Origin of the sequence: Bacillus sp. MT(2024) (genome assembly GCF_036362845.1) — a bacterium.
In the GTDB taxonomy this organism is placed as follows: domain Bacteria; phylum Bacillota; class Bacilli; order Bacillales; family Bacillaceae; genus Bacillus; species Bacillus velezensis.
In genome coordinates, this window is the sequence record NZ_CP143632.1 from 3,632,128 (window position 1) to 3,651,244 (window position 19,117).

General features: G+C 47.1%; 18 protein-coding genes and 1 pseudogene. 3 read left to right on the forward strand and 16 right to left on the reverse strand.

Translation table 11 applies throughout. The features are described 5' to 3' along the window. Positions 1–29: 29 nt before the first annotated feature. A complete protein-coding gene (gene prmC / locus VP472_RS18070; protein WP_146275708.1) occupies positions 30–890 on the reverse strand; it encodes a peptide chain release factor N(5)-glutamine methyltransferase in 861 nt (286 codons plus the stop codon). 1 nt (position 891) lies between these two features. Continuing rightward, positions 892–1,962 (reverse strand): peptide chain release factor 1, encoded by a 1,071-nt coding sequence (gene prfA / locus VP472_RS18075; protein WP_003151139.1) that lies wholly within the window; start codon positions 1,960–1,962, stop codon positions 892–894. Between the two features lie 111 nt (positions 1,963–2,073). Here prfA and gloA2 point away from each other — a divergent pair, with 111 nt between their 5' ends. Both gloA2 and racA read left to right on the forward strand, forming a co-directional pair. Continuing rightward, positions 2,074–2,457: an SMU1112c/YaeR family gloxylase I-like metalloprotein gene (gene gloA2, locus VP472_RS18080; protein WP_003151138.1), complete on the forward strand. Its 384-nt coding sequence runs from the start codon at positions 2,074–2,076 to the stop codon at positions 2,455–2,457. A gap of 110 nt (positions 2,458–2,567) precedes the next feature. Next, the gene (racA, locus tag VP472_RS18085; RefSeq protein ID WP_017418731.1) at positions 2,568–3,131 is read left to right on the forward strand and encodes a chromosome-anchoring protein RacA; all 564 of its coding nucleotides are present in this window, start codon (positions 2,568–2,570) and stop codon (positions 3,129–3,131) included. Between the two features lie 33 nt (positions 3,132–3,164). Here racA and VP472_RS18090 read toward each other — a convergent pair whose 3' ends face one another. The 11 genes and pseudogenes from VP472_RS18090 to spo0F all read right to left on the reverse strand — a co-directional run bounded on the left by VP472_RS18090 (position 3,165) and on the right by spo0F (position 13,634). Then, entirely contained in the window at positions 3,165–4,121 is a 957-nt protein-coding gene (locus VP472_RS18090; RefSeq protein ID WP_003151136.1) for an AEC family transporter, read from the reverse strand. A gap of 85 nt (positions 4,122–4,206) precedes the next feature. Further along, a complete protein-coding gene (malS, locus tag VP472_RS18095) occupies positions 4,207–5,904 on the reverse strand; it encodes an oxaloacetate-decarboxylating malate dehydrogenase (protein WP_003151135.1) in 1,698 nt (565 codons plus the stop codon). A gap of 276 nt (positions 5,905–6,180) precedes the next feature. Continuing rightward, positions 6,181–6,771: a thymidine kinase gene (locus VP472_RS18100; protein ID WP_038464350.1), complete on the reverse strand. Its 591-nt coding sequence runs from the start codon at positions 6,769–6,771 to the stop codon at positions 6,181–6,183. 84 nt (positions 6,772–6,855) lie between these two features. Beyond that, positions 6,856–7,056 (reverse strand): 50S ribosomal protein L31, encoded by a 201-nt coding sequence (rpmE, locus tag VP472_RS18105; RefSeq protein ID WP_003151132.1) that lies wholly within the window; start codon positions 7,054–7,056, stop codon positions 6,856–6,858. 122 nt (positions 7,057–7,178) lie between these two features. After that, the gene (rho, locus tag VP472_RS18110; protein WP_003151107.1) at positions 7,179–8,465 is read right to left on the reverse strand and encodes a transcription termination factor Rho; all 1,287 of its coding nucleotides are present in this window, start codon (positions 8,463–8,465) and stop codon (positions 7,179–7,181) included. Next, a pseudogene (locus VP472_RS20165) lies at positions 8,462–8,670 on the reverse strand (hypothetical protein). Before VP472_RS20165 ends, rho begins: the two are co-directional and overlap by 4 nt. A gap of 201 nt (positions 8,671–8,871) precedes the next feature. Next, positions 8,872–9,837 (reverse strand): class II fructose-bisphosphatase, encoded by a 966-nt coding sequence (gene glpX / locus VP472_RS18120; RefSeq protein ID WP_003151105.1) that lies wholly within the window; start codon positions 9,835–9,837, stop codon positions 8,872–8,874. 33 nt (positions 9,838–9,870) lie between these two features. Next, positions 9,871–11,160, reverse strand: coding sequence for a UDP-N-acetylglucosamine 1-carboxyvinyltransferase (locus VP472_RS18125; RefSeq protein ID WP_014306008.1), 1,290 nt, complete (start codon positions 11,158–11,160; stop codon positions 9,871–9,873). Positions 11,161–11,469: 309 nt separating this feature from the next. Then, positions 11,470–12,108, reverse strand: a complete 639-nt coding sequence (gene fsa, locus VP472_RS18130) for a fructose-6-phosphate aldolase (protein ID WP_003151103.1) — start codon at positions 12,106–12,108, stop codon at positions 11,470–11,472. Between the two features lie 118 nt (positions 12,109–12,226). Next, entirely contained in the window at positions 12,227–13,084 is an 858-nt protein-coding gene (locus VP472_RS18135) for a class II fructose-bisphosphate aldolase (protein WP_003151102.1), read from the reverse strand. A 175-nt stretch (positions 13,085–13,259) separates the two neighbouring features. Continuing rightward, positions 13,260–13,634 (reverse strand): sporulation initiation phosphotransferase Spo0F, encoded by a 375-nt coding sequence (gene spo0F / locus VP472_RS18140; protein ID WP_012118670.1) that lies wholly within the window; start codon positions 13,632–13,634, stop codon positions 13,260–13,262. A gap of 164 nt (positions 13,635–13,798) precedes the next feature. Between spo0F and VP472_RS18145 the strand changes: the two genes are divergently transcribed. Continuing rightward, the gene (locus VP472_RS18145; RefSeq protein ID WP_025853590.1) at positions 13,799–14,320 is read left to right on the forward strand and encodes a DUF2529 domain-containing protein; all 522 of its coding nucleotides are present in this window, start codon (positions 13,799–13,801) and stop codon (positions 14,318–14,320) included. Between the two features lie 47 nt (positions 14,321–14,367). On the opposite strand, the gene pyrG is transcribed toward VP472_RS18145, so the two are convergent. The 3 genes from pyrG to VP472_RS18160 form a co-directional block, all read right to left on the reverse strand. After that, positions 14,368–15,975, reverse strand: a complete 1,608-nt coding sequence (pyrG, locus tag VP472_RS18150) for a glutamine hydrolyzing CTP synthase (protein WP_003151098.1) — start codon at positions 15,973–15,975, stop codon at positions 14,368–14,370. Between the two features lie 240 nt (positions 15,976–16,215). After that, the gene (rpoE, locus tag VP472_RS18155; RefSeq protein WP_146275710.1) at positions 16,216–16,743 is read right to left on the reverse strand and encodes a DNA-directed RNA polymerase subunit delta; all 528 of its coding nucleotides are present in this window, start codon (positions 16,741–16,743) and stop codon (positions 16,216–16,218) included. Positions 16,744–16,970: 227 nt separating this feature from the next. Further along, positions 16,971–19,079, reverse strand: coding sequence for a (Fe-S)-binding protein (locus VP472_RS18160; RefSeq protein WP_003151094.1), 2,109 nt, complete (start codon positions 19,077–19,079; stop codon positions 16,971–16,973). Positions 19,080–19,117 lie beyond the last annotated feature (38 nt).

Genomic DNA, 19,117 nt, shown 5'->3' on the forward strand with positions numbered 1-19,117 from the left:
CCGCCGTGTGCGTCACCGGCGGGCTTTTTTCATGATGTGATGACCGCGGATACGGTTCTGTCTTTTCCGTTGATGTCCTGTACGACTTCCACTTCCGCATTCGGAAAGGAATGACGGAACAGGTCTTTCACGGCTTTTCCCTGATTATATCCGATTTCAAAGACGACAAGCGCTTTATCTTTCATGACAAGAGGCAGCTCCTCCATAAACCGCTTGTAGAATTTCAAACCGTCACCGCCGTCCGTAAGAGCATGAAGCGGCTCATGGAAACGGACGATATCCGACAAATCCGCCATTTCTTCTTCAGAAATATACGGCGGATTGGAAACAATAATATCCGCTTTTTTTCCTGATGAAATAAAAGGAGTTAACAGATCTCCCTGCAAAAAGCACACGTCCACTCCGAGGTTTTGCGCATTTCTTTCCGCCACCTGCAGCGCTTCTTTTGAAATATCCGAAGCCGATACTGAAAAATGTCCGCATTCAAGCGCAAGCGTCACCGCAATAGCTCCGCTCCCCGTACCGATATCAATGACGTTCAGTCGTTCCGCCCCGGAAAATATCCGCTTCTGTCTGTCCAGCAGATGAAACACAACTTCTTCCGTTTCCGGACGCGGAATGAGAACATCGTCATTCACAAAAAATTCCCTGCCGTAAAACTGTTCTTTCCCGATAATATATTGAATCGGAACGCCTTCTTTATGCATTTCCACATGCCGTCTGAATCGGTAAAGCTCGTCCTCGCCGACGGGCTCCTGCAGACTTGCGAGAAGCTTGCTCCGATCCATTCCGATATCATTTAACAGCAGCAGCTCGGCCGCGTTTTTTTCTCTTCCCGCTTCGGTTAAATAAGAAGAAGCCCAGCTTAGGGCTTCAAAAACGGTCTTCATCTTAATTTTCCGCCTGCTGGAGCTTGCTTGACTGGTCTTCTACGATTAACGCTTCAACCACTTCATCAAGCTTGCCTTCCAGGATTTGATCCAGCTTTTGAATCGTCAGGCCGATGCGGTGATCCGTCACACGGTTTTGCGGGAAATTGTATGTGCGGATACGCTCGGAACGGTCGCCTGATCCGACGGCTGATTTACGGGTCTGATCATATTCAGCCTGAGCTTCCTGCTGGAATTTGTCATAGATTCTGGCGCGGAGCACCTTCATCGCTTTTTCTTTGTTTTTAATCTGAGATTTTTCATCCTGACAGGATACGACGACACCGGTCGGTAAATGCGTCAGGCGTACGGCCGACATCGTCGTGTTTACGCTTTGTCCGCCCGGTCCGCTTGATGCGAATGTATCGACGCGGATGTCTTTTTCGTGGATGTCCACTTCTACTTCTTCCGCTTCAGGAAGACACGCCACCGTCGCCGTGGATGTATGAATACGGCCGCCTGATTCCGTTTCCGGAACACGCTGTACGCGGTGCGCGCCATTTTCATACTTCAGCTTGGAGTATGCGCCTTTTCCCGTAATCATAAAGATGATTTCTTTGTAACCGCCCGTTCCAGTCACGTTTGCTTCCATGACTTCAGTCTTCCAGCCTTGGATCTCGGCGTAACGGGAGTACATTCTGTAGAGATTTCCCGCAAACAGCGCGGCTTCTTCTCCTCCCGCTGCTCCCCGGATCTCCATAATTACGTTTTTGTCATCGTTCGGGTCTTTCGGGATGAGGAGCACTTTCAAACGCTCTGATAAGGTTTCCGTCTCTCCCTGCAGTTCGGAGATTTCTTCCTTCACCATTTCTCTCATATCGGCATCAAGCTTTTCCTCAAGCATCGCTTTCGCATCGGCAAGCTGTTCTGATGCGTCTCTGTATTGTCTATAGACTTCAACGGTTTCTTGTATATCAGATTGCTCTTTCGAATATTCTCTAAGCTTTTTCGGATCGTTGACCACTTCCGGATCACTTAAAAGCTCATTTAATTTTTCGTATCGTTGTTCAATTGACTGTAAACGGTCTAACACGGTCTTCACCTCTGTTTTCCTGTGCGTAACATTCTCATTATAGTATAGGGCTTATCGCCAGTCAAAAGCAATTCGCCTCTGTTATACTGAAGCAAAAAAGGAGGGGCGGATATGCTGAAATCCATCCACCATATAGCAATCATATGCTCTGATTATGAAAAGTCGAAAGCTTTTTACACCGAGATACTCGGTTTCGGCATTATAAAAGAAACATACCGAAAGGAACGGGAATCTTATAAACTCGATCTGGCGCTGGACGGCGCATATGCGATTGAATTGTTTTCCTTTCCCGATCCGCCCGAACGGCCGACCAGACCGGAAGCCGCGGGTCTCCGGCATCTCGCCTTCACCGTAAACGATCTTGAAGCAGCCGTCAGGGAGTTAAAGGAAAAGGGCGTCGGCACAGAACCGATCAGAACCGATCCGCTGACGGGGAAACGGTTTACCTTTTTCTTCGATCCCGACAAGCTTCCGCTTGAATTGTATGAAGCGTAACGTTTTTTGAAGAAATGCCGCTTTCTTTGGCGAATTCCTTCTTGTTTTGTCTAACGTGAAGGGAACGCCGCCTCATGGTCGAATACCTAGCAAAAAGGAGGTATGTGATCATGAATACAAACATGGCCGCGAAAGAGCTCGGTGTCTCCGCAAAAACGGTGCAAAGGTGGGTCAAGCAGCTGAATCTTCCGGCTGAACGGAATGAGCTCGGACATTATTCCTTTACACCTGAGGATCTTGATGTGCTGAAATCGGTCAAACGGCAAATTTCTGAAGGCACTGCCCTTCTGGACGTTCAAGTGCCCCGGCAGCCGAAAAAACGGACGGGCTTCATTTTGCAGCGTCCGAAAATCACTGGCGGCGCTGAACAAAGGTTGGCAGAGCTGGAGCGCAAACTGGACATTCTCACGAAAGAGAAACAAGGTGAGAACCATCTGCTTTCAAGGATAGAGGAGCTGGAACGCCAGCTGAAACAAAAGGCGGATGAAGGGGTGTCTTATCAGCTTCTTCAGCACAGACGGGAAATTGACGACCTCAATACCGAATTGCAGACATTGGCCTCCCGCATCCAGGAACTTGCCCAGACAGCTCCCCTCTCAGAAACAGCCGCTTCTTCAGAACATAAGAAACCCAGAAAAAAAACGAGATTTTCGCCTTTTAAATTTCAATTCTAATCAAAAAAGCTCCCTGAAACAGGGAGCTTTTCATTATGCAGTCAGCGCAATGATGATCGGCAGTGAGATCAGAGATAAAATCGCACTGATCACGAACGCGGACGCAGTTTCTTCCTCTTGTTTTTCGAAACGTGTGGCAATCATCGCCGCTACCGCAGATCCAGGGAATGCAACGAGCAATACCGCTTTCGTGATCTGGTCAGCCGGAAGTCCGACTGCAAGAGCGATCAAGTACATCAGCGCAGGCTGAACGGCAACTTTTAACAAAGCGATACCGAAAGCCGGCAGACTGAGCTTGATGTTGCGGATACCGACAGTTACACCGACGGCAAAGAGTGCAACACCTGATGTTGTGCTTCCGAGCTGATCAAGCATTTTTTCACCCAAGCCAGGGAGTGTTACACCGCAGAGTACCAGGATGATACTGATAAGCGGTGCAGCCGCAAGCGGTTCGGAAAGACCGTGAAGAATAGACTTACCAGTCATTTTCCAGAAGTTCTCGTTTTCGCTGTCTTGTTTCTTAGATGACTCACCGACTGTAGCGATAATGATCGCAAGCGGGTCAAGGATGGCGTTAACCACGATACCCGTAACGGCGATAGGAATCGCTACTTCGTTTGCTCCGAATAAGCTTCCGAGTACCGGAATACCCATAAATGCAAATGTCGGCTGTGCAGAGTTTAAAGAAAATACAGATGAATTCGTTAAATCATACTTGAAGATAAATTTGCAAACTAACAGAATGACGATAAAGAATCCGACAATCCCAATGATCAAAGCGATCATCAAAGGAACCTGTGATAAAAACGCACTTCTTGAAGTGGTTAAAATACTTGCGATAAAATGCGCCGGAAGCGCGTACTTCGTAACTAAGGTGCTTACCCCTTTTGCTGACTTCGCGTCATAACTTCCGAAGCGACCTGCGAACCATCCCAGCACGATCACGAAAAAGATCGGCGCCAGGAGGATTAAAATATCTAAGAAGCTCAAAATATTCTCCTCCAAATCCTTAATGTCCGTATACTTTAGCCTTTACATAAAAGCTTTCCCTCGGACTGTAAAATTAATCGTAAAATTATTTAGCGATAACTTGTTTATATTGCGGTTTCCACATTGCATCAAGAACGGCTTGTTCTACATTTTCAGGAATGCGGTTTGCCACGCCTTCTTTAATGGCAGTTTCCGCTACGGCGATCGCAACTTTAATTGAAACTTCTTGTAAGTCGCTCATGCTCGGCAGAAGGCCTGCACCCGGTGTTTCAAAATCAACGCTTTCTGCGATTGCGTCAGCAGTTGCCGCAAACATTGCAGGAGTAATCACTTTCGCTTCTACAACGATTGAACCGAGACCAAGTCCAGGGAACGCGAATGCGTTGTTAGATTGTCCGATTTCATGAGAAACCCCATTGTACTCTACATTGTCAAACGGGCTTCCTGTCGCCACAAGCACTTTGCCGTCAGTCCATTTGAATAGATCGCTAGGAACGGCTTCAGCAAGCGGTGTCGGGTTAGACATCGGCATGATGACCGGACGCTCAACGTGTTTTGCCATTTCTTTGACGATTTCTTCACTGAACGCGCCGCTTTGGCCTGATGTACCGATTAAGATTGTCGGTTTCGCTTGACGGATCACTTCAATGAAAGGAATTTGTCCGTTTTCATCGCGTTTCCAATCTTTAATTTCTTCAGCTGTGCGCAGGTACGGCTCTTGGAAATCAAGAATGTTTTCCATACCTTCAATTAACAAGCCTCTGTAGTCCATTGTGTAGAACGCTTTGTTGGCTTCTTCTTCAGAAAGACCGGCGAGCACCATAGTGTCGCGGATTTGGTCAGCGATTCCGATTCCGGCAGATCCCGCACCGAAGACAACCACACGCTGGTCTTTAATAGACGCGCCTGTTTTCTTCATAGCCGCAAGCACACCTGCAAGCGTAATCGCGCCTGTTCCTTGAATGTCATCGTTGAAGGTAAGAATTTCATGGTTGTATTTCTTCATGATATTGCGCGCGTTTTTGTTTCCAAGGTCTTCCCAGTGAAGAAGAGCTTTAGGGAAATATTTAAGCGCAGCTTTTACATAAGCGTCAATGAAAGCTTCATAACGTTCGCCTTGGATACGTTCATGGCGGTTACCGATGTATAAAGGATCGTTCAGAAGTTTTTCATTGTTCGTACCGACGTCAAGAACGACAGGAATAACACGGCTTGGGTCAATACCGGCAGCCGCTGTGTATACGGCTAATTTACCGATGGCGATGTTGATACCGCCTACACCCCAGTCACCGATTCCGAGGATGCTTTCTGAGTCTGTCGCAACGATCAGATCAATATCTCCGGCAGTGGCATGAAGGTTTTCAAATGCCTCTTCAATTCCTTCCACGTTGTCGATAGAAAGGTAAATCCCTTGAGGTCTTCTGTACTCATGGCTGTATTCTTGAATCGCTTCACCGACAGTCGGTGTGTAAACAACCGGCAGCATTTCACGAAGATGGTTTTGAAGCAATTTAAAGAAAAGAACTTCGTTACGGTTTTGCAAATCATTCAAATACACGTTTTGGCGAAGGCGGTCCGGCTGAGCTTGAAACTGCTCGTATGCGCGTTTTGCCTGCTCATCAAGAGACAGAATGGTCGGAGGAAGCAGCCCGTCTAATCCAAGGCTTTTTCTTTCTTCTGCTGAAAACGCAACACCTTTATTTAAAGTAGGGATAGATAGAACTTCTTTTCCTCTTAAAGTAGTTTCTAAGTTGCCTTCCTTCGTTACTTTAATATTATTCAAGAAAATCTCCTTCTTTCTTCAAATAGTTAACAAAGTTAAGTAATTACCCATTTTGGCTAGTGTGATCGCGATCTGCTATATCTTTTTTTGACAATTATTCGAACAATGTCTCATAACTATTTACATTACTTAGTCATTTTATGCCTGTAAAAATGAAAATTCAAGAGATGAAAATTACTTAATTTTTTCATACTCTTTTTTAAGTTAATTAACTACAATTTTTGAAAAACCGTCAAAAAAACACCGGATTTTTTACCGATGTTTTCATGAAAAGGGTTATTTATCAGTCTGTTTTTTCGGCACTTCGTGATGATGTCTGCATCTCGCTTCGTATGACTCCGACGCGCCGACTAAAATGACCGGATCATCATAGGAAGCGGGCTTCCCGTCAATCAAACGCTGCGTACGGCTTGCCGGCGACCCGCAAACGGAGCAGACCGCCTGCAGCTTCGTCACTGATTCGGCAACCGCCATCAGATTCGGCACCACGCCGAACGGCTCTCCCCGGAAATCCATATCAAGTCCGGCCGCGATGACACGATAGCCTTTATCCGCAAGCGAGGATAAGTCGCCGATGATCGATTCGCCGAAAAACTGCACTTCATCTACCGCGATGACGTCCGTGCTTTCACTGATATGATCCCATATTTCAGCCGAAGACGAGATGACGTGGCTTGTCATGGATGTGCCGTTGTGAGAAACGACAGCCTCCTCACTGTAGCGATTATCAATGGCAGGTTTGAACACCTTGACCTCCTGCTTCGCATAAGTCGCTCTTTTCACTCTGCGGATCAGCTCTTCTGATTTCCCAGAGAACATGCTGCCGCATATCAGCTCAAGCCATCCGCTTTGCTTCATTATGTACATAGGCTATCCGCTCCCCTTTTTTTCCTGTTTATGGACATAAAAAACAGGCAAGAAGCAATTCTTGCCTGCCTGTAAAATCTATTATTACTTAAGACCGTATTTTTTGTTAAAGCGATCAACACGACCATCAGCAGAAGCGAATTTTTGACGTCCAGTGTAGAATGGGTGGCATTCAGAGCAAATCTCAACGCGTACCTCTTCTTTTACTGAGCCTGTTTCAAATTCATTTCCGCAAGCGCATTTAACTGTTGCTTTTTTGAAATTAGGATGAATTCCTGCTTTCATTGTATCCATCTCCTTCCGCCCTGAATCCCGTGTGGAAACAGAGTTATTATTCCGGAGCGAATCCGGAACGCATATGAGAGAATTATATCAGTCATTTACTGCATTTGCAAATACATTTTTTATCAGCGGCGGGCTGATGATGAAAGGTTTGCCTGCTTCCATTCTTGGTTGATCAGATCGAAGAATTCCTGATTCGTTTTTGTTTTTTTCATTTTTCTCATAAACTTCTCTGCGAAGTCCGGAGAATCAGACATCGATTTGCGGATCGCCCATAGACGGTCAAGATGCTCTTTCGGCACGAGCAGCTCTTCCTTCCGCGTGCCGGAGCGGCGGATATCGATCGCCGGGAAAATCCGTCTTTCCGCAAGAGAACGGTCAAGGTGAAGCTCCATGTTGCCCGTTCCTTTAAACTCTTCGTAGATGACGTCATCCATCCGGGAGCCCGTGTCAACGAGCGCCGTCGCCAAAATGGTCAGGCTGCCGCCCTCTTCAATGTTTCTCGCGGCACCGAAAAAGCGCTTCGGACGATGGAACGCAGCCGGGTCAATCCCGCCGGAAAGCGTACGTCCGCTTGGCGGGATAACGAGGTTGTAGGCCCGTGCCAGGCGGGTAATGCTGTCCATCAGAATGATAACGTCTTTTTTGTGTTCAACGAGACGCATCGCCCGTTCAAGCACAAGCTCCGCTACCTTAATGTGATTTTCCGGCACTTCATCGAACGTCGAGCTGACGACATCGCCCGCTACGGAACGTTCAATATCCGTTACTTCTTCCGGTCTTTCATCAATTAAGAGAACGATCAATTCAGCGTCAGGCTGATTTGTCGTAATGCTGTTAGCGATTTCTTTTAACAGCATGGTTTTACCGGCTTTCGGCGGCGCCACGATCAGACCGCGCTGGCCGAAACCGACGGGAGCCATCATATCGAGAATTCTTGTTGAGAGATAATTCGGTTTCGTCTCAAGCACCATTTGGCGGTCCGGATAAAGCGGTGTCAGCGCGGGAAAATGAACGCGCTCTTTCGCAGATTCCGGATCGTCTCCATTTACCGCTTCAACGTGCAAAAGTCCGTAATAGCGTTCGTTTTCTTTCGGCGGACGCACCTTGCCGGATACTTTGTCACCGTTTCTTAAATCAAAGCGGCGGATCTGGGAAGCAGAAATATAGATGTCTTCTGAGCTTGGCGAGTAATTAATCGGTCTGAGGAAGCCGAATCCTTCCGATTGGATGATTTCGAGCACGCCTTCCATAAACAGAAGATCCTCCTGCTCGGCGTTGGCTTTCAGGATGGCAAAGATTAATTCTTTTTTAGTCAGTTTGCTGTAGTAGGAGATTTTATAATGTCTGGCCAGTTCATATAGTTCTTTTAATTTCATATTTTCCAAAGAGGAAATAGATACGTCTTTCATAAAAACACCACGCTTTTCATAGTCAATGTATTGCTGTTTTCATTCAAATCGGCTGCTTCGCATGATTCCGCCAAAGCACATTCTTTTATAAAACGTTCAGGAACTTCTATCGGTAACACTTCCACCCATGATCGGCGCTTTTTTAAAAAAGGAATGTCTTAATGAGTTTTGAAGGAAGCGAGGACAAAAACTTGAGAAGATCAATATTTATATCGTCTGTATGCGGTAGAATTTGAAAATTTCCCAGTACTCAAAAGAAGGAATGACACAGAAAAATCGCAGCACTCTTTATTTTTACCTCATTTCAAAAAATTATTCAACTTAAATAATGCTTTGACATATAAATGATAGGGTTGACTCTTTTTTGCAAAAGAAAAGCGGGACTTTCCGTCCCGCTTTTCTCTATTTATGGCCGGATCACAAGATTTGGTTTTTTCTTCAGGCTGTGTCTTCCGTCAACGAATCGGACCGTTCCTGATTTCGCCCGGATGACCAGGCTTTCAGTCGTGCCGACGGAGCCTTTGAACTGAACGCCTTTCAGCAGCTCTCCGTCCGTGACGCCCGTTGCGGCAAAAATGGCGTCATCCCCTCTCACAAGGTCCTCCATCCGGAGCACTTTGGATACATCAAGGCCCATTCGCTCACAGCGCGCCTGCTCTTCCGCACTTTGCGGCAGAAGCCTGCCGATGATTTCGCCGCCTAGCGCTTTTAACGCAACGGCAGACAGCACGCCTTCAGGAGCCCCGCCTGAACCGAAGAGAATATCTACTCCCGTATGGTCAAAGGCCGTATTGATGGCGCCCGCGACATCGCCGTCGTTGATCAGTTTGATTCTGGCGCCCGCCTCACGCAATTCAGAGATAATTTTTTCGTGTCTGTCACGATTTAAAATGGTTGCCACGACATCTTCAATGTCTTTATTTTTCGCTTTCGCAACGGCTTTTAAGTTATCAATGACAGGCGCTTCGATATCGATGCAGCCTACCGCTTCGGGACCGACCGCGATTTTTTCCATATACATATCCGGGGCGTTCAGCAATGTTCCATGGTCGGCGACCGCGATCACCGTCAGCGCATTCCAGCCGCCGCTCGCTACGATGTTTGTGCCTTCAAGAGGATCGACGGCGACATCGACGCGCGGGCCGTATCCGTTTCCGAGCTTTTCGCCGATGTAAAGCATCGGCGCTTCATCCATCTCGCCTTCCCCGATCACGACCGTGCCTTTCATCGGCACCGTGTCAAACACGTCACGCATTGCGCTTGTCGCCGCATCATCAGCTTCATCTTTTTTCCCGCGGCCCATCCATCTGGCAGATGCTAAAGCCGCCGCTTCAGTGACTCGAACCAATTCCATCGATAAGCTTCTTTCCATTTCAACACGATCTCCTCTCAAAAGTCCGCATTTCTATGAATTTTGGAGCTGTTCTATCTCTTCGTCCGTCAGCCTTTGCCGCCAGATTGTGGCGCCCAGACCTTCGAGTTTTTTCTCAAGATTGCTGTAGCCGCGGTCTAAATGCTCAAGACCGGTAATTTCGGTTACGCCGTCAGCCATGAGCCCGGCGACGACCAGACAAGCGCCTGCACGCAGATCGCTCGCCTTTACTTTTGCGCCCTGAAGCTCGGCCGGACCGGTGATAATGGCCGACCTGCCTTCCACTTTCATATTGGCCCCCATCCGTCTCAGCTCATCTATATGTTTAAATCGGGCCGAGTAGATGGTGTCGGTTACGACGCTCGTGCCGCTGGCTCTCGTTAACAGAGATGTCATCGGCTGCTGAAGATCAGTCGGGAATCCCGGGTAAACAAGCGTTTTTACGTCGACCGGTTTTATCTGCTTCTGCCCGCCGAGCATAAGAAGCTGATCGTCACTCGTCTCGATGTAAAAACCCATTTCCCTGAGCTTCGCCGTTAAAGACTCCAGGTGAGTCGGTATGACATTATCAATAATGACTTCTTTCCCCATCGCGGCGCCGGCGATCATAAAGGTGCCCGCCTCAATTCTGTCCGGAATGATCGTATGCCTGCATCCGTGCAGCTCTTTTACGCCGTCGATTCTGATTACATTGGTTCCCGCGCCTTTGATCTTTGCGCCCATGCTGGTGAGCAATGTGGCAACATCAATAATCTCAGGTTCCTTGGCGGCGTTTTCTATCACGGTTTTACCTTCAGCCAGTACAGCGGCAAGCATGATATTGATCGTCGCTCCGACGCTGACGACATCTAAATAAATCCGTGCGCCTCTCAGCCTTTCGGCGCGCAGATAAATCGCGCCTTGTTCATTGGTGACTTCCGCCCCAAGCGCCTCAAACCCTTTGATATGCTGGTCAATCGGCCGCGGCCCGAGATGGCATCCGCCCGGCAGTCCGATGACCGCCTGTTTGAAGCGGCCGAGCATCGCGCCCATTAAGTAATAGGAAGCGCGGAGTTTTTTCACTTTGCCGTTGGGAAGCGGCATGCTGATCATCGGGGAAGGGTCGACGACCATTTCTCCTTTTTCAAAATGGACGTTTCCGCCGATTTCTTTCAGCAGGTCACGCAGCGTTTCAATATCTGAGATCTCCGGAAGCCCTTCGATCGTTACTTCGGAATTTGCCAGAATGGTTGCGGGTATCAATGCGACGGCGCTGTTTTTCGCGCCGCTGATATGTACGGTTCCGTTTAACGGATCGCCGCCGGCAATATTCAACTTTTCCATGATAGTCTCCTTCCATAAGAAGATAGCTGCGGAGCGTAAATAAAATGGCATTTTATTCTGTCTCTGCAAATAAAGCTCTTGTCCAAAATGTAGCCAATTCGAAGAGAAAGAATACAAGGACATTATAAAATAACAGGAAGAAAATAGCGAAGCTTTGCGGGGCATTTTTAACACAGGATGCACAGAGGCCCGCCGGGTTCATATTCCGGGGAAACACACTCTTCACTTTGATACTGAAGGCCCGCTGCCAAACAGGAAAACATAAGGGTGCGGCAAACGGATGCAACCGGTTTGCCGCCCTTTTCCCCCTTATTTATTCCAGTCAGCCAAGAATTGCTCGATGCCTTTATCCGTTAACGGATGTTTCGTCAGCTGGTGAATGACTTTCAGCGGCATCGTACCGATATGCGCACCGCGTAAAGCGGCTTCAGTCACGTGCTGTGCATGACGGATGGAAGCTGCGATGATTTGTGTATCAATGTCATGAATGTCAAAAATCTGTCTTATTTCTGAAATCAGTTCAAGACCGTTATGGCCGATGTCATCCAGACGGCCTAAGAACGGAGATACATAAGTCGCCCCGGCTCTTGCCGCCAAAAGCGCTTGGTTGGCGCTGAAAATGAGCGTTACGTTTGTTTTGATGTTCAGGTCGCTCAGCGCTTTTACAGCTTTTAACCCTTCAGACGTCATCGGGATTTTCACCGTAATATTCGGCGCGATTTTCGCAAGTTCTTTACCTTCTTCAATCATTTCTTCAGCATTCAGGGAAATGACTTCCGCGCTTACTGATCCGCTCACGACTTCCGTAATCTCACGAAGTCTGTCATGGAAAGACACGTCAGCTTCTTTCGCCACTAAACTAGGGTTTGTCGTAACTCCGGCAAGAACGCCAAGTTCATAAGCTTCTTTAATCTCGTCAATGTTTGCTGTATCAATGAAAAATAACATAAGGAAAGCCTCCCCAGTAATAAATTTTCAGAACTGTAAAACATGATTGCGCTTTCTAAAGGTAAGACATAAAACCGCCTGTCAATGCTGTCAGGCGGTTTATGGATGTTACATCGGATTAAGCTTGGTTTGAAGAACCGAACTCACGCATTTTGCCGATAACCGTTTCTTTGATCGCTTCACGAGCAGGTCCAAGATATTTACGAGGATCGTATTCGTTCGGCTTAGCTGCCAATGTTTCGCGGACAGCTTTTGCAGAAGAAATTTGGTTTTCAGTGTTTACGTTGATTTTAGCCGTACCAAGTGAGATTGATTTTTTAATGTCGGCAGTCGGAATTCCTGTACCGCCGTGAAGTACTAACGGAAGGCCGGTTGATTTTCCGATATCTTCCATTTCTTTGAAACCGAGGTTCGGTTCGCCTTTGTAAGGACCGTGAACAGAACCCAGTGCAGGTGCAAGGCAGTCGATGCCAGTGCGCTCTACAAGTTCTTGACACTCTTTAGGGTCAGCATAGATTACGCCTTCAGCGATCACGTCATCTTCCTGTCCGCCTACAGTTCCAAGCTCAGCTTCAACTGAAACGCCGTGGAAATGAGCAAGCTCAACCACTTTAGCTGTAGTTGCTACGTTTTCCTCAAACGGATGGTGAGATGCGTCGATCATTACAGAAGTGAAACCTGCATGAATCGCTTTCGCACAAGATTCAAAGCTTGAACCGTGGTCTAAGTGAATCGCGACAGGAACTGTCACTTTGTATTCTTCCATAAGAGCTTTAACCATGGCAACCACTGTTTTGAAGCCGCCCATGTAGCGTCCCGCGCCTTCTGAAACACCAAGAATAACCGGGGATTTTTCCTCTTCTGCTGCTTGTAAAATAGCTTGAGTGAACTCAAGGTTATTTAAGTTAAATTGTCCAACAGCATATCCTTTTTCTTTAGCTGTATTCAACATTTCCGTCATTGAAACTAAAGGCATGTCGAAAGTCCTCCTTATGTAGCCTGATTTGCTTCTTCTCGAAAAAAGCTTTCCACCTATAGCATGACCATAAAAACCTGTCATATGTAAAACAACAGATCGCTTTTTCTCCATCTCTAGGATACCAACTTTTCGACAAATCGGCAACACAATGACATAATTGTTTCTAATTTTATTAATTCGATTTTAGAGGTAAATATTTTTTCACCGCGTCTCTGATCTCATCAATGTCAAAAGGTTTCGCAAAATGAGTCAGCGCTCCGAGCTCTTTTGATTCCTTAATCATATCGAGTTCTCCGTAAGCGGTCATGATAATGACGCGGATGGATTCGTCGATCATCTTCATGCGCTTGAGAATTTCGATACCGTCCATGCCGGGGATTTTCATATCTAAAAGCACGAGATCGGGCCGTTCTTTCGTTACGATGTCCAGCGCCTGTATGCCGTTGGCGGCCTGAAACGTCTGGTACCCTTCTTTATGAAACACTTCATTGAGCAATATGCGTATACCGTATTGGTCATCTACGATTAAAATCTTTTCATTCATCATTTTACACCCCAATATTATCATTTTCGTCAAAAGGAAGCAGTTGTTTATGTATTCTGTTTGATTTTCACATTTCCTTTAATTATAATAGTCTACTTTCCGACATTTTCTGAGCATTTTCTCTTTTGTTGTATACTGTTCTTGTATGTGTAAAGGAGGTTTCACTCATGTTAAAGATATTTACGACACAGCTTGCAGGCATTTTTTCCCGCATTCAGGATAAGGAATCCGAAGCAATAGAAGACGGCGCGCGCCTGCTGGCGCAGGCAGCCGTCAGCGGTCATACCATTTATTTATACGGCGCAAATGAGATGCAGGGCATTTTGTGCGAGGCGGAACTCGGCTCAGAACCGATGCCTTCCGTCAAAGCGTTTCCGGATACAGCTGATTCGATTACAGAAAGCGACAGGGTGCTGATGTTTTGTTCAGGTCCGGGCACAGCTGAAGAACAGACGCTGGCTCAAAAGCTTTATGAAAAAGGGGTCGGCCTCGTTTGCGTATCTCCTGTCATCAAAGATCAAACCGGGATTGAGGAATTTTGTGATGTTCATATTGACAGCAAATTAAAAATGCCGCTTCTGCCCGATGAAGACGGGACAAGATACGGCTTTCCTTCATTAATGACAGGCCTGTATGTCTATCACGCGCTATCCTTTACGTTAAAGGAAATGATGCAGGAATATGCCTGATGCAGAAAAAAGACTTGCCGCTTTTAAAGGAGGCAAGTCTTTTTTTATTACTTCTGTTCTGCAGCTTGTACGGAAGCGCCGATAAAGTCTTTGAATAAAGGCTGAGGTCTTGTCGGTCTTGATTTGAACTCAGGGTGGAACTGGCAAGCGACATACCAAGGATGGTCTTTCAGCTCGATGATTTCCACAAGACGGCCGTCAGGGCTTGTTCCTGAGAACACAAAACCGTTCTCTTCCATTTGCTGTCTGTATTCGTTGTTGAATTCATAACGGTGGCGGTGGCGTTCGTATACCACTTCATCCGCATACGCTTCGAAGGCTTTCGTGTCTTCCTGAAGCTTACAAGGGTACAGTCCGAGACGAAGCGTTCCTCCAAGATCCTCGACATCTTTTTGTTCTGGCAGAAGGTCGATGATCGGATAAGGGGTGGACGGATCGATCTCCGCAGAGTGAGCCCCTTCCAGACCTAATACGTTTCGCGCATATTCAATGGATGCAATCTGCATACCGAGGCAGATGCCGAAGAACGGAATTTTATTCTCACGCGCATACTTGGCGGCGATGATTTTCCCTTCTACGCCGCGGTCCCCGAAACCGCCGGGCACGATGATTCCGTCTGTGCCGCCAGTCAGCTCTTGAATATTGCTTTCTGTCACTTCTTCGGCGTTAATCCATTTGATCTTCACATCAGCGTCAAACGCATAGCCCGCGTGGCGCAGTGATTCAACGACTGAAATGTAAGCATCCTGAAGCTCGACGTATTTACCGACAAGGCTGATTGTAATGGTTTTAGACAAGTTTTTCACTTTCGTGACAAGGTCTTTCCATTCCGTCATATCCGGGTCTTTGCATTCTAATTTCATATGATCGCAGACAAGCTTATCGAGTCCCTGCTCCTGAAGGTTAAGCGGGATGGAGTAAAGGTTGTCCGCATCTTCACACTCGATGACCGCTTTCGTGTCAATATCGCAGAAGAGCGCGATTTTATCTTTCATATCTTGAGAAATCGGCATTTCCGTGCGCACGACGATGATATTAGGCTGAATACCGAGGCTTCTCAGCTCTTTTACGCTGTGCTGCGTCGGTTTTGTTTTCAGCTCGCCCGCCGCTTTGATGTACGGAACAAGCGTACAGTGAATGTACATCACGTTTTCATGGCCGATGTCGCTTTTCATTTGACGGATGGCTTCAAGGAACGGAAGGGATTCGATGTCTCCCACTGTTCCGCCGATCTCAGTAATGACTACATCTGCGTTTGTTTCTTTGCCTGCACGGTACACACGGTCTTTCAGTTCATTTGTGATGTGCGGAATGACCTGAACCGTTCCGCCGAGGTAGTCCCCGCGGCGCTCTTTTTTCAATACGGCAGAATAGATTTTACCGGTCGTCACGTTGCTGAATCTGTTCAGATTAATGTCAATGAACCGCTCATAATGCCCTAAATCAAGGTCAGTCTCAGCGCCGTCATCGGTAACGAATACCTCACCGTGCTGGTACGGGCTCATCGTTCCCGGGTCAACGTTGATATAAGGGTCAAATTTTTGGATGGTGACGCTCATGCCTCTGTTTTTCAAAAGGCGGCCGAGTGATGCTGCCACAATTCCTTTTCCGAGTGATGATACAACTCCCCCGGTTACAAAAATATATTTCGTCATTTCGTTTGCTCCTCTCTTCGGTCTGCGCTACATTCCTTAAAATGTGCCGTTTTATAGAAAATCATTTCACTAAAAACAAATGATGTGTAAAAGAATTTGGGAGATGAAAATAAGAAAGCTCCCTTTCAATTTCTTGAAAGGGAGCGTAGCACTCTTATGAATTCTCTTCTTTTTGAAGAGCCCAAAATACATACTACATAGTTCGACAATGAAAGTCAAGATCGTTTTGCTGATATAAAATCAGTCTTTGCGATCCTCTTCCTCATCATCATAATCTTCCTCATCTTCTTCAATCATCTCATCTTCAATCTCAAGCTCGTCGTCATCTTCTTCATCGATATCTTCGTCTTCAAAGCTGTCTGCGTCAAGGTCAATATCTTCTTCCATTTCATCGAGATCGATGTCATCTTCATCAACTTCCTCGAATTCATCAAGATCGAGATCTTCCTCAACGGCTTTTTTCGCTTTTTTCTTTTTCGCTTTTACAGTCGGCTGTGTTTCTTCGTCCAGCTGATCGTACGGATACCAGCTGCGGAGCCCCCATGTCTGATCTGACAGAGCAATAAAGCGGCCGTCAATGTTGAGGTCTGTATAAAATTGGGCGATACGGTCGCCCAGTTCCTCTTTCGTAACACCGAGCAAGGAGATCATTTCATTCAGCAGCTCCTGGAACGGAACCGGTTTTTTATGTTCTGAGAAAATTTCGTGAGCGATTTCAACTAAAGCCATCTGCTTCAGCTGTTCCTGAGAATATTGTTTGATACCCAAGGTCGGACACTCCCTTTCTATTACTTATATGTATCTGTTTCTATCCTATAATAAGAACGAATTTGTATTGTTTTGTTCATAAACCATACCTCTCATTATAAACAAATTAAAACAGAATATGCTACCCTAAACAGCGTAATTTAAGAAATTTTAGAGCCTTCCCTTCATAAATCGGCTGATGTGCGAAAACAAAGCCGCCGGCATATGCGCCGGCGGCCCGCTTCTTTCTATAAAGACTCTTGTTTTTCGGCGCCGAATACAGACATGGCGAGCAATTCACTGACATCATAAGTGCCGATCGCGTCTTCGGCTTCTTTCGCTTTCGTCCCGTCACCGAGCATGGTCAGACAGTAAGGACATCCGGAGCTGATGACCGTCGGACTGACAGAAAGCGCCTGCTCAGTCCGGGCCGTGTTGATCCTCGCTCCCGTTTCTTCTTCCATCCACATGAGCCCTCCCCCGGCGCCGCAGCACATCCCGTTTTCGCGGCTGCGCTCCATTTCCTTCAATTGAACGCCCGGAATGGCTTTTAAGATCGCTCTCGGCGGCTCATACACTTCATTGTATCTTCCTAAATAGCACGAGTCATGGAAGGTAATCGTTTCATTGACCGGGTGAAGCGGTTTTAGTTTCCCCTGTGACACAAGCTCGGCTAATAATTCAGTATGATGATAGACTTCGGCCCGGAATCCGAAATCAGGATATTCATTTTTGAACATATTATAGGCGTGCGGATCAATTGTGACGATTTTTTTGATTCCGTGTTTTTCAAATTCGCCGATGTTGTGTTCCGCCAGCTCTTGGAACAGAAACTCGTTGCCCAAACGGCGCGGCGTATCGCCTGAGTTTTTTTCCTTATTGCCGAGAATCGCAAAGGATACGCCCGCTTCATTGAGCAGCTTTGCAAATGAGACGGCAATCTTTTGGCTCCTGTTGTCGTAGGAACCCATTGAGCCGACCCAAAACAAATAGTCGAACTCTTTGTCTTGTTTTTTCATTTCTTTCACTGTCGGAATCTCTGTATCAGCCTGCTCCCGCCAGTTCTCCCGCTCTTTCCGGTTTAGGCCCCACGGGTTTCCCTGTCTTTCAATGCTTGTCATGGCCCGCTGCGCGTCGCTGTCCATCTTCCCTTCCGTAAGCACAAGATAGCGGCGCAGATCGATAATTTTATCAACGTGTTCATTCATGACCGGACATTGATCTTCACAGTTGCGGCAAGTGGTGCACGCCCAAATCTCCTCTTCCGTGATGACCTCGCCGATTAAGCTCGGGTTGTAATCAATGGCTGCCGCCGCTTCACGCGATCCTCCCCCTGAGGAAGCCGCGGCGAGCTGATTCGCCTTCGTGTGCTGAAAAACGGGCGCGGGCACCCACGGAGATTTTGACGTCACGGCAGCGCCTTTTTCCGTCAAATGGTCTCTGAGCTTTAAAATGAGGTCCATCGGCGAGAGCATTTTGCCCGTACCGGAGGCCGGACACATATTTGTACAGCGGCCGCATTCGACGCAGGCGTAAAGGTCGACAAGCTGAGAGCGGCGGAAGTCTTCAATCTTTCCGACGCCGTAGCTTTCTTTCGTCTCATCGGTAAAATCAATTTTTTCCAGCTTTCCTTTTGAATCCAGCCTGCTGAGGAACACATTCGCCGGGCCCGCAATTAAGTGCGCATGCTTTGATTGCGGCACGTATACTAAAAAGCTGAGCAAAAACAACAGATGAAGCCACCATGAAACATAAAATACGGCGGCGGCCGCCGGCGCTGAAAGACCCCCGAGCACAAACGCAATGGAGGAAGCGATCGGTTCCGTCCAAGACAGAGAATGATCGTGCCATAAAAGGTTCATGGCGTTCCCGAGAAGCACCGTCACCATCAGTCCGCCGATAAACAGCAGGACAAGCCCCGCTTTAAACCCGCGTTTCAGTCTGACGAGCTTTTCAATGTAGCGCCGGTAAAACGCCCAGACTACGGCGATTAAAATCAGAAACGTGACGATTTCCTGAAAAAAGGTAAACGCCGGATAAAGCGGGCCGAACGGCAGATGCCGGTCAGGAAGCAGCCCTTTCAGAATAAAATCAATTGCGCCGAACTGAACGAGTATAAAACCGTAAAAAAACAGAACGTGGATGATTCCGCTCTTTTTATCTTTCAGCAATTTTTTCTGTCCGAACACATTCACCCATATCTTCTGAAGACGTTCTTTCAGGCGTTTATCAAATTCTTCCCTTTGGCCGAGCTTAATATAAGCGATCCTCGTTCTGATCAGGTAAACGAATAAATAAACGGCGTAAGCGGTTACAGCTGAAAACAGCAGCGCGTTTACCATGAGAAATGCGTTCATCTTGTCTCCCCCTTTGTTCTGATTCCCCTCTTCATTGT

Excerpts from the sequence above, each read along its gene's own strand:
- pyrG (WP_003151098.1), bottom strand. The coding sequence starts at position 15,975 with ATGACGAAATATATTTTTGTAACCGGGGGAGTTGTATCATCACTCGGA.
- racA (WP_017418731.1), top strand. The coding sequence starts at position 2,568 with ATGAATACAAACATGGCCGCGAAAGAGCTCGGTGTCTCCGCAAAAACG.
- glpX (WP_003151105.1), bottom strand. The coding sequence starts at position 9,837 with ATGGAAAGAAGCTTATCGATGGAATTGGTTCGAGTCACTGAAGCGGCG.
- prmC (WP_146275708.1), bottom strand. The coding sequence starts at position 890 with ATGAAGACCGTTTTTGAAGCCCTAAGCTGGGCTTCTTCTTATTTAACC.
- VP472_RS18160 (WP_003151094.1), bottom strand. The coding sequence starts at position 19,079 with ATGAACGCATTTCTCATGGTAAACGCGCTGCTGTTTTCAGCTGTAACC.
- gloA2 (WP_003151138.1), top strand. The coding sequence starts at position 2,074 with ATGCTGAAATCCATCCACCATATAGCAATCATATGCTCTGATTATGAA.
- VP472_RS18125 (WP_014306008.1), bottom strand. The coding sequence starts at position 11,160 with ATGGAAAAGTTGAATATTGCCGGCGGCGATCCGTTAAACGGAACCGTA.
- rho (WP_003151107.1), bottom strand. The coding sequence starts at position 8,465 with ATGAAAGACGTATCTATTTCCTCTTTGGAAAATATGAAATTAAAAGAA.
- VP472_RS18100 (WP_038464350.1), bottom strand. The coding sequence starts at position 6,771 with ATGTACATAATGAAGCAAAGCGGATGGCTTGAGCTGATATGCGGCAGC.
- VP472_RS18145 (WP_025853590.1), top strand. The coding sequence starts at position 13,799 with ATGTTAAAGATATTTACGACACAGCTTGCAGGCATTTTTTCCCGCATT.
- spo0F (WP_012118670.1), bottom strand. The coding sequence starts at position 13,634 with ATGATGAATGAAAAGATTTTAATCGTAGATGACCAATACGGTATACGC.
- rpmE (WP_003151132.1), bottom strand. The coding sequence starts at position 7,056 with ATGAAAGCAGGAATTCATCCTAATTTCAAAAAAGCAACAGTTAAATGC.
- fsa (WP_003151103.1), bottom strand. The coding sequence starts at position 12,108 with ATGTTATTTTTCATTGATACAGCAAACATTGACGAGATTAAAGAAGCT.
- VP472_RS18135 (WP_003151102.1), bottom strand. The coding sequence starts at position 13,084 with ATGCCTTTAGTTTCAATGACGGAAATGTTGAATACAGCTAAAGAAAAA.